Consider the following 13,997-nt stretch of genomic DNA (forward strand, 5'->3'; position numbering starts at 1 on the left):
TCCGACTTCGGCAGCGCGGCCGGGATGGTGCCCAGCTGCTTGAGGGCGGTCAGGCCCGCCATCTGCACCGGGAGGTTGCCCACCTGGGGACCGTCGGCGCGGGCGCCACCGATCTCCGGGGTGGTGGGCAGGGCGCCGGCACCGTTCAGCGAAGGCACCGCGGGGGCCGCGGGCAGCGCCGGAGCACCGAAGGGCAGCGCGGGGAGCGCGTCGATCGGCATCTCCGAACCGACGGAGTCGGTGAAGGCGCGGGTGAAGTCCTCGCCGTTGATCTCGGTGCCGTCGGTGGAGTTCTCCTCCGCGATGGCCAGCACCGGGATCTCGAGCTCGTTCAGCGGCACCACGAACACGAACGGGTGGTGGAGGTTGAAGCCGGAAAGGGCTTCTCCACTGCCGTCGGTGATGCTGTCGCCACCGGCCTGGCCGGTGATCATGCTTTCCGCGTTCGTCTTGGAGACGCCGCCGGCCGCCGCGATGGCGTCGCCGAACACCTCCGGAACGGCCGCGACCGGGATGTCGAGGATGTTGCCCGACAGCGACCCGTCGAGACCCGTGGTGTCGACGTCCCCACCGGAGGTGGCGTCGATGACGTCGGAGCCTTCGGCGTCGGCGATGCCCGCCGCCGAGATGGCGTCGTGCGTGACCGGGACGATCGGCAGCGCCTGCGCGCCGATGATGTTGCCCGCGACAGCGCCGTTGTCACCGGTGGTGGTGGCGTCGCCGCCGGCCGCCGACACGACGTCGTTCAGGCTGTTGCCCTTGGCGATACCCGCACCCGCGACACCGAGACCGGTGACCGGGACGGCTCCGCCGACCGGCGTCTGGACGATGTTGCCCGCCAGCGCGCCTTCCTCGCCGTTGGCGGTGGCGTCGCCACCGGCCGACGAGTCGGTCAGGTTCGTGCCCTCGCCCGACGCGATTCCGCCCAGCACCGCGGCGAAGTTGTGCGCCTGGACCGGCAGCGAGACCGGGCCGTAGACCAGGTTGCCCGCGCCCGCGCCACCGTCACCGGTCGCGTGGACGTCGCCACCCGCGTTGGAGGTGGTGTCGCCGTCGGCGCCACCGTGACCCTGACCGGCGAGCGCGCCGCCGATCCCGAACACCTGCGCCGGCACGGAAGCCGGGACGGTGGCCAGGTTGGAGCTGAGGAAGCCGTTGTCGTCGGCGGTGTTCCCGCCGCCGCCACCGGAGACGACCTTGGTCTCGTCGGCGGTGCCGGTGCCCTGCCCGACGAACGAGCCGCCCACGCCGAAGACCTCGACCGGGATCGCGGTCGGGACCTGGACGATGTTGCCCGAGCCGGACGAGTCGTTGCCCGTGCTGCCGTCGTACCCGCCGGCGGTCACGGTCTTCGTCTCGGTGGCCTCGGCCACGGCCTGGCCGATGTGCGAGCCACCGACGCCGTAGACCTCGGGGGCCAGCGCGGCCTGGGTGTTGACGATGTTGCCCGCGAGGGTCGAGTCGTCACCCGTGGTGTGGCTGCCGTTGCCGGCGTTCGCGTCGACGGTGTTCTCGCACGAGGTCGAGGACACGTTGCCGATGTAGGTGCCCGCGATGCAGGTCACCTCGACCGGGGCCGCCACGGCCGGGTCGACGATGTTGCCGCCGCCCGCGGAGCCTTCGCCCTCGGTGCTGACGAAGCCACCGGCGTCGACGACGCTCGAGTGGCTGGTGCCGCCGTCCTTGCCGGTGTTGGCGAGGCCGACCCAGCTGGCGGCCACGCCGCCGACGTTCGCGACGTCCGCGGTCTGCGGCACGATCGCGTTACCCGCGACGGCCGAGTCCTCACCGGAGGTCTGGACGTAGCTGGGGACGTTGCTCCAGCCGGGGGTGGTGTCACCCGCGGTGGCGTCCGCGGACGAGCTGCTGTTCGAGTTCGCGAGCGAACCGTGCACGGCGCCCGCGTTGTCGTTCACCTTCACCGGGAGGGCGATCGGCACCGCGCCGACGTTGCCGCCGAGGGCGGAGTCGTCACCGTCGGTCTCGACCCAGCCGCCGGAGGTGGCCTCGGTCTCGGCCTCGTAGCCGGAGCTGTTGGCGTTGCCGATGATCCAGGACACGGCGTTGCCGGTGACCTGGACCGGGGTGGCGAACTGGCCGGCGACCACGTTGCCGGAAAGGGCGGAGCCCTCGCCGTCGGTGGTGATGTTGCCGGTCTCGGTGGTGCTCTGGCTGGCGGAACCGCCGACCACACGACCGGTGCCGCCGGCGAGCCCGCCGCCGTTGCCGGCGATCTGCACGGGCAGTGCCCAGTCCAGGGACACGACGTTCCCGGCGAGGCTGGAGTCCTCACCGGTGGTCTCGACGTCCTGGTTGTGCGACCAGGTCTGCTGGTGGTCTCCACCCTCGACCTCGGCGTCGCCGAGCACGCCGATGGCGTTGTCGACGATCTGGATCGGGACGACGACGTCGCCGACGACCTTGTTGCCCTTGAGGATGTCGTCAGTGGTGGTGAACCCACCACCGGTCAGCCCACCGCTGACCTGACGGGCCGAGTCCTTGGCCGCCAGCGGCGCGGGGACGGCGCCCTTGCTGGAGAGCTGGGGAAGCCCTCCGCCGATGCCGTCGCTGCTGCTGCCCGGCGAGGTGACGCCGTCGAGCGCCTCCGAAACCGGCTTGGTGACGGCCTTGGTGCTGACCTCGCCCTTGTAGCCGGGGACGTCGACCTGGCCGAGGGGCGTGCCAACGGCGTTGTTGTCGATCTCGATGGGAACGGTGACGTTCGCGTCGAGCGGGGAGGCCGGGGTGTCGGGGTTGACCTGTTCGTCAGCCGAGGCGATGCCGGTGCCCAGCATCAACAACCCACCCGTGACCAACGCGGTCTGGAGTCCGCGCTTTGCCCAGGATTGCATGGGGTATTTCTCCTTCATTTCGGGTTCCCTTGCGGGTTCATGGAGGTGCTCGCGGCCTTCTGCCGATGTGGAGCACCTGTTGGGAGGTGGAGCAATGCGGGCGCACAAAAGCGCACCGCCGTATCGCGGGGATCAGGAGCGGACGCGAAGCCAAGCCCGGAATCGGGAGGCGTGAGGCGCGTCGGCTACCCCGCGGAGGGAGGTGTTCAGTCGGGAGTGACACCGGGCTGGGAGCCCGGGGTGAGCGGCATGTACCGCGTGCCTGCCAGCGAGTAGCCGGTCAGGGAACGCTCGACGGCCGAGACGAGCCAGGCGGGAACGCCATGGGTCAGGCCGTCGAGGTGACCACCGGGGGCGTTGCCGCCACCGGGGACAGTCGGGAAGGAAGGCGCGACGGGAAGCGGCGCCGGGGTGATCGGACGCGGGAGGTCACCACGGTGACCGTCACGCGACGGGACGTCCTCGACCTGATCGGCGGATCCGTGCTGCTGCACGAACGCCGGCATCGGGAGAACGGTTCCGGAGGAAGCGGGGAACTGGCTGGTGGCCAGTTGGGCGAAGTCGGTGACCTGCTCGCCGGCACCGCCGGTTTCGAGCGGCGACTTCGGGTCGAGCGGGACGCCGCCGACGGGGATCTCCGGGAGGAGGTCGCCCTTGCCACGCGGGTCGAGGAGGTCCCAGACCTTGCGGCCGAAGTCCTGCGCCTCGGGCGATCCGGCGATGGTCTCGTCCAGGACCTGGCGGGTGTCCTCCGGCTTGCGCACGATGTGCTCGAAAGCCCCGAGGGTCCGCTTGACGGGGGTGATCACCGCGTTGTCGGCGAAGTCGGTGACGGTGTCGCTGACGCGCGTGGAGACCTCGTGCTGCTCGACGCGGATGTCGGAGTCGGTGGACGGGCCGCCGACGTGGTCGCGGCCGCCGCAGTGGGCGCGCGACGGGGTCGACTTGGATTCGTCCGGAAGCGACCACGCGGTGGCTTCCTGGTGGCGGGCGGCACCGGCGCACATGGCGGCCTTGCTCGCACCCGCGACGTCGCCGGCGAGCTTGGCGGTACCGCCGGAGACGTCGGTCAGTCCGGCCGCGGTGGCGTCGGTGACCGGGGTGACGCTCGTCCCGGGCGTGGAGATCACGGGAGCGGAGGGCACGACGTCGGCGGAAGCGGAAGCACCGGAAACGGCCCACGCGGCGGCGGAACCGGCGACGGCGCCGCCGACGACGAACAGCGCACGCGAAGCGAGACGGCCGAAGCGCGCCGCGCCCCGCCCCTCGTTCTTCGCCGCGTTCGTCACTCGGGCTCCTGTCGTTTCGGTGTGCCGGTTCGTCGTTGCGGAACCGAGATAAGCAAAGGGCGGAAGGCCAAAGCGAGCCAGGAGCGACTTGATGGCACGATCGTGTGAAGAACACACGGTGTAGCCCGAAATGACGATCAGTGATCACCCCTGGCGGGACCCGGTTACTTCCGAGTCGATCAGTGAGTGGTGTGTCAAGCGTCGCTTCGGGCGAATTCGACCCGAGCGCGTTGCCCGGAATGTTCAAGAACGTCGCCTCGGACCGATACGGTGAGCCGGTGAGCGAGCCACAGCGCAAGCAGCCGGAATTCGACCCGGCGAACCCCTTCCTCTCCGAATCCACCGAAGACGTCACCAACCTGGTCCCGCGCGGTCTGCGGATCGGCGCGGCCCTGTCGTGGCGCTTCATCGTGGTGATCGCCGCGCTCTACGTCATCGTCTTCCTGATCGGCTACCTGTCGGTGGTCGTCATCCCGCTGTCGATCGCCTTGCTGCTCGCCGCGCTGCTCGCGCCCGCGGTGTCGAAGCTGATGCTGGTGAAGTTCCCTCGCGGCCTGGCGGCGGGGATAGTGCTGATCGCCGGGCTCGCGGTACTCGGCGGGCTGCTGACCTTCGTCGTCGCGCAGTTCTCCTCCGGTCTCCCGGAGCTGCAGAAGCAGCTGACCGAGAGCCTCAACCAGATCAAGCGCTGGCTCATCGACGGGCCGCTGCACCTCCGCCAGGAGCAGATCCAGGAGTTCATCAACCAGGCGATCGGCTTCCTGCAGAACAACCAGGCGTCGATCACCACCACCGCGCTCACCACGGCGGGCACGGTCGGCGAGATCGTCACCGGTTTCATCCTGACGCTGTTCATCCTGATCTTCTTCCTCTCCGGCGGAGACCAGATCTGGACGTTCCTGGTCCGCGGCGTGCCGGGCCGGGTGCGCAACCGGGTCGACGTCGCCGGGCGTCGCGGCTTCGCCTCACTGGTCAGTTATGTGCGCGCGACGGCGGCGGTGGCCGTGGTCGACGCGGTCGGCATCGGCATCGGGCTGGCGATCGTGGGCGTGCCGCTGGTGATCCCGCTGGCGACGCTGGTGTTCCTCGGCGCCTTCATCCCGATCATCGGCGCCGTGATCGCCGGCGCGGTCGCCGTGCTGATCGCGCTGGTGACGAAGGGGGTGGTCGGCGCGCTGATCGTGCTGGCCATCGTCATCGGCGTCATGCAGCTGGAAAGCCACGTGCTGCAGCCGATCCTGCTCGGCCGCGCGGTCAAGCTGCATCCGCTGGCGGTGGTGCTCGCGATCACCGCGGGCCTGGTCACCGCCGGTATCGCCGGCGCGCTGCTCTCGGTGCCGTTGCTCGCGGTGCTCAACGCCGGGATCCGGTCGCTGCTGCACGAACACGATCCGGATCCGGCCGAGGTCGACGTCCTGCGGGATCAAGCGGCGCAGCCGAACGATTCCGGGAAAGAAGCAGACACCAAGTCGTGACGAACACCCCGCTCTGGCGCGCGGTCACGGCCCTCGGCACGCGGGATCCGGCCACTCCGCTGTGGCGCGGGGTGATCGTGCTCCGCGTGACGACCCTGCTCTTCGCGTTGGGTTCGTTCATCGTCCATTACGACGGCTACGCGAATAAGTGGCTGGCGTGGACCGCGTTCGGCGTGATGACCGTGTGGACGGTACTCAGCAGCGTGTTCTACGCGCGGCCGACGAGCCGCTGGCCGTGGCTGGTCGGCGTGGACCTCGCGTTGACCGTCGCGCTCATGTTCACCTCGGCGTGGATCCTGACCACCGCCCAGTTCGACGCCAACATCCCGCTGATCACGACGGTGTGGGCGGCGGTCCCGCCCGCGGCGGCCGGGACGCGGTTCGGTGCGCTCGGCGGGGTGCTCGCCGGGCTGGTGGTCTCGGTGGTCACCGGGCTGGTGCGGTGGAGGTTCGACGTCGACGTCGCGCGGGACGGCTTCCTCCTGACCGCGAGCGGGTTCGTGATCGGCTTGGCCGCGACCATGGCGCGCCAGTCGGCCGACGCGCTGACCAGGGCGCTGCGGATGGAAGCGGCGACGGCCGAACGCGAACGGCTCGCCCGTTCGATCCACGACAGCGTCCTCCAGGTGCTCGCGCGTGTGCGCAAACGCGGCAACGAATTCGGCGGGGAGGCCGCCGAGCTGGCGAAGCTGGCCGGTGAGCAGGAGATCGCGCTGCGGGCGCTGGTCACCACCGAGCCGACGCGGCCGAGCGGCAACGGCACCACCGACCTCCGGGCGGCGCTGCAGCTGCTCGCCACACCGTCGGTGCAGGTCTCGACGCCCGCGGGCGACGTCCAGCTACCCGAACACATGACCGCGGAACTGGTGTCGGTGGCACGCGAAGCGCTGCTGAACGTCGAGAAGCACGCGGGCCCGGACGCGCATGCCTGGGTACTGCTGGAGGACCTCGGCACCGAAGTCGTGGTCAGCGTCCGCGACGACGGACCCGGAATCGCGCCCGGTGTACTGGAACGCGCGGCGGCCGACGGACATCTAGGTATAGCGGAGTCCATCAAGGGCCGGGTGCGGGATCTGGGCGGGAGCGTCGCCTTGGACACCGCCCCGGGCCAGGGCACGGAATGGGAAGTCAAGGTTCCAGTCACGGCGAGGGGAAAGCGATGACCGGTGAGCCTCAGGTGTCGGTGATGGTGGTCGACGACCACCCGATGTGGCGTGACGGGGTCGCTCGAGACCTGGCCGAGCACGGTTTCGACGTGCGGGCCACCGCGCCGGACGCGCCCGCCGCGGTGCGGATCGCGCGCACGGTCCAGCCGGACGTCGTGCTGATGGACCTGAACCTCGGGGAGACGTCGGGGGTCGACGCCACCCGCGAGATCACCACGGAACTGCCTTCGACCAAGGTGCTCGTGTTGTCGGCGAGCGGCGAGCACAGCGACGTCCTCGAAGCGGTCAAGGCGGGGGCGTCCGGCTACCTGGTCAAATCGGCTTCGGCGACCGAGCTGGTGGACGCGGTCAAGCGGACGGCCGCCGGCGATCCGGTGTTCACGGCCGGGCTGGCCGGACTGGTGCTCGGCGAATACCGCCGCATGGCCGACGCCCCGGACGACGGGCCCGCGCCGCCGCGACTGACCGAACGCGAGACCGACGTCCTGCGTCTGGTCGCGAAGGGGATGACGGCGCGGCAGATCGCCGAGAAACTCGTCCTCTCGCATCGGACGGTGGAGAACCACGTCCAGTCCACGCTGCGGAAACTCCAGCTGCACAACCGGGTCGAGCTCGCGCGCTACGCCATCGAGCACGGGCTCGACGTGGAATAACGCCGCTTAGGTCAGCTCTTGCCGACACTCACGACCCGGCCGCTCCGTTCGGCGGGCAACGGGGTTTTCGCGATCGACCAGTGCGGCCGGTCGAGCCGCCAGCTCGCGACGACGTCGGTGACGACCACCAGGTCGTCGTCCTCGGTCCATTCGACCGCGACCTGTTTGATCGGCGCCACGATCGGCATCGACGGCGCGTGCGTCCAGGTCAGCGTGTCGAGGGCGAGCACCCAGACGTCGGCGGTCTGCGTACTCGTCCCCTGCCAGGCAGGGTCGCCGAACACGACGGCGACCTTGTAGCCGTCCCGGCTCGGGATCACCGGCCCCGGCGAGCCGTTGGACACCGGCCGCTCGACCGGGGTGCGCTGGTTGTTGCGCAGGTCGAGAACGGAGAACTTCGTCAGTTCCGCGAGCAGCATCCGGTCCTTGGTGATCGCGAGGACCCGCGGGTACTGGTGGACGGCGCGGCCGGTGGCGGGGTCGATCAGCACATCCTCGGCGCTGGACGTCCCGGTGTTGACCGTGATCAGCAGGCCCTGCGGCACCTCCTGGCGCACCGCCGTCGTACAGCTCGCCGGGCGGCCGCGGTCGCGTTCGGTGCCCAGCAGCGAGACGAACTGGAGGCGGCAGAGGTCGTTGCCGTCGTCGCGGATCAGCCAGACGCCGGTTTCGTCGGCCGACGGGGCGGCGCTGCGGGCCTTGCCCAATTTCCAAGGCGGGTTCTTCGGGTCGCCGTAGACGAACACCTCGGACGGCTCCAGGCACGACGATCCGCAGCGGGCGGCGGAAAGCACGACGGCGGCCTTGCCTACCCGAAGGACATCGTTGACCCGGTCGCCGGCGGGAGCGCCGGGCAGCGGAGTGGAGGCACCGGTGGCGGGATCGAGGATCGAAGGCGGCGAAGTCGCCATGACGAGGCGGAAGCCGATGTAGTCCACCTGGTTGCCTTCGAGCCGCGAAGGCGATGGAGGCGGCTCATAAGGAGTCTCCGGCACACCCCCGTAGCCGGTGCACCCGGCAAGCAGGAGGACAGCCGCCACCATCGAGGCGGCACGGGGGAGAAATGCGGGTCTGTTCAGGGTATTTCCCCGATCTCGCGGGTGAGATCCGGTTCTACCATTGAAGACATGGGCGAGGAAGAGCAGCCGACGACCGAAACCAAGCCGTTGACCGGACGGGACATCCGGGTCTCCGACGCGGAACGCGAACACGTCGTCGAAGTGCTGCAGAAGGCGATCGGCCTCGGGATGCTGAACCTCGACGAGTTCACCGAGCGGACCGACCGCGCCCTCGCTTCGAAGACCCGCGGTGAGCTGAACGCGGTGCTCACGGATCTGCCGGGGCTGGTGCATCCCGAGGCGGGAATGGTGCCGCGTCAGCAGCAGAACCCGTGGGCGCCGCCGCAGCGGCAGCACGCCTACGCGACGCCGTCCGGGCAGGTCATGGAGCTCAACGGCAAGTACTCGGCGTTGCAGCGCAACGGGAACTGGCTGGTCCCGGAGTCGATGGTGATCCGGAACAAGTACGGCGCCACGAAGCTGGACTTCTCCCAGGCCGAGATCCGGTACCCGGTGGTGCACATCGAACTGCAGGCCAAATGGGGTCCGGTGGAGATCACCATCCCCGAGGACGGCGCCGTCGACACCAACTCGATCACCGACATCAAATTCGGCAACCTCGACGACCGGACGCGGTCGAACGGCCGCCCCGGCACACCCCGGTTCGTCATCACCGGGCGCGTGCACGGGGGGTCGCTGATCATCAAGTACCCGCGTCAGGGCTTCTTCGGTTAGGCGCCGACCGGCCGTACGTGCTTGAGGTGCCGGATCACGAAGTAGGCGATACCGGCCAGCACCAGCGCGGCCAGCCCGGACACCGCGTGCATCCCGCTGGCGAAGGCTTCGTGCGCGGGGACCGCGTCGGCGAGCTGAGCGCGGGTGACGGCGTTGCCCAGCGTCCCCACCGTCGCGATGCCCAGCGCGTAGCCGAACTCGTTGCCGGTCTGCGAAAGCGAGGCCGCCGAGCCCGCCTTCTCCGGCGGCACCGAGCCGACGACCAGATCCGTGCCCAGCGTGACCAGCGGCCCGCCGCACAGCCCGGTGATGGCGAAGGCGATCGACGGGATCACCGGGCCGGCACCGGCCTCGACCTGCGTCAGCAGCAGGAACCCGGCGATCGCGCCCGCCAGCCCGGTGGAGATCAGCATCGCGGGACGGAAGCGGCGCGCGAGGATCGGCGTGACCAGGAAGCTGACGGTCGACGCGAGCATGCCGGGCAGCAACGCCAGCGCGGCGCCGACCGGCGAAAGCTCCAGGACGATCTGGAAGAACTGCGCGACGAACAGCATGGTCGTCCCGCCCAGCATGGTGAACGCGCACATCCCGCCGAGCGCGGTCGAGAACGCGCGGTTGCGGAACAGCTTCAGGTCGATCAGCGGGTCTTCGAGGGAGCGCTGGCGCCGCACGAACACCGTGCCGAAGCCGAGACCGAGCAGCAGTGAGACCACCGGGACGACGTGCACGCCCTCGCGGGCCAGCTCCTTGATGCCGTAGACCGCGGGCAGGATCGTGACCAGGGACAACGCGACACTCGGCAGGTCGAGACGGCCGGCGTTCTCAGTGCGGAACTCGGGCAGGAACTTCGGCCCGACGACGAGCAGCAGCACCATCGCGGGAACGCCGAGCAGGAAGACCGATCCCCACCAGAAGTGCTCCAGCAGTACGCCACCGACCATCGGGCCGACGATCGCGCCCACGGTGAAGCAGCCGGCCCAGATGCCGATCGCGAGCGACCGCTGGCGGGCGTCGGCGAACAGGTTGCTGATCAGGGCGAGCGTCGACGGCGCCAGCGTCGCACCGGCGATCCCGAGGATCGCGCGGGCCACGATGAGCATCAGCGCGCTGGTGGAGAACGCCGCCAGCACCGACGCGAGCCCGAACGCCGTCGCACCGATGAGCAGGAGCTTCCGACGTCCGACGCGGTCGCCGAGAGTACCCATGGTGACCATGAACCCGGCGATCATGAAGCCGTAGACGTCCATGATCCACAGCTGCTGGGTGCTGTCCGCGCCGAGGGTCTGACTCAGTTTCGGCAGCGCGAGGATCAGCACGAAAACGTCCAGGGACACCAGGAAGGTGGGGAGGGCCAGCACGGCCAGCCCGACCCACTCCCGGCGTCCCGCCCGTGTCGAGGTCTCGGTGGTCGTCATGGTCCGGTCCTTCCGTCGCTTCGGCTGCTTTCACCGATGCGTCGAAGCGGTGGGCCCGATTTCGACAGGGCCGCGGATCTTTTTCAGATCCGGAAGAGGATCAGCAGGCCGATGCCGACGAGGACGACCGGCAGCAGCAGATGACCCCAGCGCGCCAGAGCGCGGGCGATCACCGGGCGGGTGGCGAAGTACCGGCCCGCGGCGCACCAGACCGCGACGAGCGCGAGGAACACGACGACGTACACGATCAGCCCGCCGGTGCCGGTGTTGGCGAAGACGGGAACGTAGACGCCGATGTTGTCTCCGCCGTTGGCGAAGGTCACCCCGGCGACCGCGAGCACTCCGGCACCGACCTCGGGTTCCGCGTCTTCTGTGCCGCGCTCACGCCAGACCCGCCAGGCCGCCCGGAGGCCCAGCAAGAGCGGCACCAGGCCGAGCCAGGGCAGGACGGCGTCGGGCAACAGACCGGCACCGAGCGCGCCGACGATCGAAACGGCGAGGATCGCGGCGAATCCGAGGTACTGCCCGGCCACCACCTTGGCCACGCCCCCGCGTCCGGTCGCGCGGCCGAAGTAGAGCGCGAGCAGCACGAGGTCGTCGACGTTGGTCACCGCGAACATGCCGGTGGCCTGGCCGACCAGCCCGAAGTTCACCACGAGGGGAGCAAGGGACCTTTGCTATCGCTTCGCGGCCGCCGCGCGAGCCTCGACCGGGTCCGCCGTGGCCAGCGCGGCCTCGGCGAGCTCCTCGCATTCGGCCAGCGTCGTCGCGGCCAGGCTCGCGCCGACCGCGCGCACCGCGGGCGCGTTCATCGAGAGACTGGTCAGGCCGAGCCCGGCCAGGACCAGCGCGAGCCTCGGGTCGGCGGCGGCCTCACCGCAGACACCGGCGGGCTTGCCGGTGTCCTTCGCGGCCTGACCGATGACCTTGAGCAGGCGCAGCAGCCCGGGCTGCCACGGGTCGTTGAGCTTGGCGACCGCGCCGAGCTGGCGATCCGCGGCGAAGGTGTACTGCGCGAGGTCGTTGGTGCCGACGGAGACGAAGTCGACCGCGTCGAGGATCTCGCGCGCGGTGAGCGCGGCGGCCGGGATCTCGATCATCACACCCGCGCGGGCGATACCGGCCGCGCGAACACGCTCGGCGAACCACGCGGCCTCGGCGGCGGTGGCGACCATCGGCGCCATGACCGAGACCTCGGCGCCGGAGTCCTGCGCCGCCCCCGCGATCGCTTCGAGCTGGCGGTCGAGGATCTCGGGGCGATCGAAAGCGACACGAAGGCCGCGTACGCCGAGCGCCGGGTTCGGCTCGACGTCGGGCTCCAGGAAGGCGAGCGGCTTGTCGGCGCCCGCGTCGAGGGTGCGGACGATGACCGGCTTGCCGCGGAACGGCGAGAGCACGGCGGTGTAGGCCTTGCGCTGCTCTTCGACGGTCGGCTCGGCTGAGGCGTCGAGGTAGCAGAACTCCGTGCGGAAGAGGCCGACCCCTTCGGCGCCCGCGTCGGCCGCGGCCTGCGCGTCCGTCGCCGAGCCGACGTTGCCGAGCACCTTCACACGGTGGCCGTCGGCGGTCGCGCCGGTGCCGTCCCACTCGATCGCACCGGTCTTGGCGGCCGTGACCACGGCGGCGTTCGGGTCCGCGAGCTCGACCACACCGGTGTCACCGTCCACCGCAAGCGCTTGCGCGTCGAGAGCGAGGATCCCTCGCACCGCGACGACGGCGGGAATGCCGAGCGATCGGGCGAGGATCGCCGTGTGACTGGTGGGGCCACCTTCTTCGGTGACGAGCGCGAGCACCTTCTCCGGGTCGAGCCCGGCGGTGTCTGCCGGAGCGAGGTCGCGCGCGACGAGCACACTCGGCGACGCCAGCTCAGGGACGCCCGGAGGCGCGATGCCGAGCAGCTCGGCGACGAGCCTGTCGCGTACGTCGAGGACGTCGCGAGCCCGCTCGGCCATATAGCCACCGGCTGCGGCGAGCGCGTCGGCGAACTTGCCCGCCGCCTGGAAGACCGCCCGCGGGGCAGGCAGATTCTGGGTCTTGACCAGCGTCTCGGCCGAGGAGACGAGCGCCGGGTCGGCCGCCATCGCCGCGGTGGTGATGAGGATCGTCGAGGCCTCGCCTGTCGCGGTCTCGGCCAGCTTCTCGAGCCTGGCCGCCACGATCTGCGCGGCCGGGTCGATCCGGGCGGCTTCGGCGGCGGGATCGGCGGGCGCCGGCGTGCTCGCAGGTTCGCCGAGCGGCTCGGCGACTCGGACGACAGGACCGCTCGCGCGGCCGGGACTGACGGCGACCCCGGTCAGTGACTCAGACGGCATGGTCTAGACCATATCTCATAGTGGGCGTGACCTGGCTCATAGCGAACAGCACAACACAGAAGAAGACATCATTCCAGCTCGGATGCCTTCGGATAGGACGGCTGCGCCCCCTGGCGCGTCACAGTGATCGCCGCGACCTTCACCGCCTTACGCGCCGCGTCGGCCAACTCCTCACCCCTCGCGAGCGACGTGGCGAGCGCACCCGCGAACGCGTCACCGGCGCCCGTGGTGTCGACGGCCTCGACCTTCGGCGAAGACACCTCCGTCACGCCGTCTGCGGTAATCACCGCCGCCCCCTTCGCGCCGAGCGTCACGACAGCGGCCTTCGGACCGAGGTCGAGCAGCTTGGGGAAGTCGGCCTCGTCACCAAGAAGGAACGCCGCCTCATGCTCGTTGACCAGCAGGACGTCGAGATGTTGAAGCGTCTTCTTCGAAAGCTCGGCCGCCGGCGAGAGATTCAGCAACGTCTTCACGCCGGCCTCAGCCGCCTTCGCGACGGCGTGCTCCACAGTCTCAAGAGGAATCTCCAGCGACAGCACCACGATCTCGGCGCCGTCGAGGTCGATGTCCTCCGGCCGCAAAGCGGAGTTGGCGCCCGGCGAGACGAGAATCGAGTTCTCGCCGTCGGGTGTGACGGTGATGTACGCGATGCCAGTCGGCCTCTCGCTGGTGCGCAACGGTTTCGTGTCGACACCGGACTCCGCCAGCGACCGCTTGAGCAGCTCGCCGTAGGGATCGTCTCCCACCGCGCCGAGCAGCGCGACGTCCGCCCCGAGCCGCGCCGCGGCGACCGCCGTATTCGCCCCTTTGCCACCCGGTGACAAGACCGTGTCGCCACCGAGTACGGTTTCGCCACCCCCAGGTCGCCGGTCGACCGGGACGACGAGATCGGCATTGGCGGAACCGATGACCAGTACCTGAGAAGTCATGGAGGAAACCATGCCATGACCAGGAGTTGTCCGGTCATGACCCTTCACCCGGCGAAGATGTGAAGAACTTTGTAACTTTCTCGGCGCGTAGTGCGACAATCAGGCGAGCAGCG

General features: G+C 70.0%; 11 protein-coding genes. 4 read left to right on the forward strand and 7 right to left on the reverse strand.

Going from position 1 to position 13,997, the window contains the following annotated elements; genetic code table 11:
* The coding region (locus tag H5J31_RS33250) for a beta strand repeat-containing protein (RefSeq protein WP_236005540.1) at positions 1–2,852 on the reverse strand (2,852 nt) is incomplete at its 3' end.
* Positions 2,853–3,058: 206 nt separating this feature from the next.
* Entirely contained in the window at positions 3,059–4,141 is a 1,083-nt protein-coding gene (locus H5J31_RS33255; protein WP_181776640.1) for a hypothetical protein, read from the reverse strand.
* Between the two features lie 278 nt (positions 4,142–4,419).
* On the opposite strand from H5J31_RS33255, the gene H5J31_RS33260 reads away from it, so the two are divergent.
* The 3 genes from H5J31_RS33260 to H5J31_RS33270 are packed head-to-tail and all read left to right on the forward strand — an operon-like array spanning position 4,420 to position 7,435.
* Positions 4,420–5,616, forward strand: coding sequence for an AI-2E family transporter (locus H5J31_RS33260; RefSeq protein ID WP_181776641.1), 1,197 nt, complete (start codon positions 4,420–4,422; stop codon positions 5,614–5,616).
* Positions 5,613–6,779 (forward strand): MacS family sensor histidine kinase, encoded by a 1,167-nt coding sequence (gene macS, locus H5J31_RS33265; RefSeq protein WP_181776642.1) that lies wholly within the window; start codon positions 5,613–5,615, stop codon positions 6,777–6,779. Before H5J31_RS33260 ends, macS begins: the two co-directional genes overlap by 4 nt.
* On the forward strand, positions 6,776–7,435 hold the full coding sequence (locus H5J31_RS33270) for a response regulator (protein WP_181776643.1): 660 nt from the start codon (positions 6,776–6,778) through the stop codon (positions 7,433–7,435). Before macS ends, H5J31_RS33270 begins: the two co-directional genes overlap by 4 nt.
* 11 nt (positions 7,436–7,446) lie before the next feature.
* Here H5J31_RS33270 and H5J31_RS33275 read toward each other — a convergent pair whose 3' ends face one another.
* Complete coding sequence (locus tag H5J31_RS33275) at positions 7,447–8,373, reverse strand: hypothetical protein (RefSeq protein ID WP_328701681.1); 927 nt, start codon at positions 8,371–8,373, stop codon at positions 7,447–7,449.
* Positions 8,374–8,562: 189 nt separating this feature from the next.
* Here H5J31_RS33275 and H5J31_RS33280 point away from each other — a divergent pair, with 189 nt between their 5' ends.
* On the forward strand, positions 8,563–9,228 hold the full coding sequence (locus H5J31_RS33280) for a DUF1707 SHOCT-like domain-containing protein (protein WP_181776645.1): 666 nt from the start codon (positions 8,563–8,565) through the stop codon (positions 9,226–9,228).
* Here the strand turns inward: H5J31_RS33280 and H5J31_RS33285 are convergent.
* The 4 genes from H5J31_RS33285 to H5J31_RS33300 form a co-directional block, all read right to left on the reverse strand.
* Positions 9,225–10,643, reverse strand: a complete 1,419-nt coding sequence (locus H5J31_RS33285) for an MFS transporter (protein ID WP_181776646.1) — start codon at positions 10,641–10,643, stop codon at positions 9,225–9,227. The two genes, H5J31_RS33280 and H5J31_RS33285, sit on opposite strands and share 4 nt — an antisense overlap.
* Positions 10,644–10,726: 83 nt before the next feature.
* The gene (locus H5J31_RS33290; protein WP_181776662.1) at positions 10,727–11,296 is read right to left on the reverse strand and encodes a cadmium resistance transporter; all 570 of its coding nucleotides are present in this window, start codon (positions 11,294–11,296) and stop codon (positions 10,727–10,729) included.
* A 24-nt stretch (positions 11,297–11,320) separates the two neighbouring features.
* A complete protein-coding gene (gene ptsP, locus H5J31_RS33295) occupies positions 11,321–12,955 on the reverse strand; it encodes a phosphoenolpyruvate--protein phosphotransferase (protein WP_181776647.1) in 1,635 nt (544 codons plus the stop codon).
* Positions 12,956–13,023: 68 nt separating this feature from the next.
* Positions 13,024–13,884: a ribokinase gene (locus H5J31_RS33300; RefSeq protein ID WP_181776648.1), complete on the reverse strand. Its 861-nt coding sequence runs from the start codon at positions 13,882–13,884 to the stop codon at positions 13,024–13,026.
* Between the last annotated feature and the right edge of the window lie 113 nt (positions 13,885–13,997).

The sequence above is a fragment of the Amycolatopsis pittospori genome (assembly GCF_013870525.1).
Lineage (GTDB): Bacteria > Actinomycetota > Actinomycetes > Mycobacteriales > Pseudonocardiaceae > Amycolatopsis > Amycolatopsis pittospori.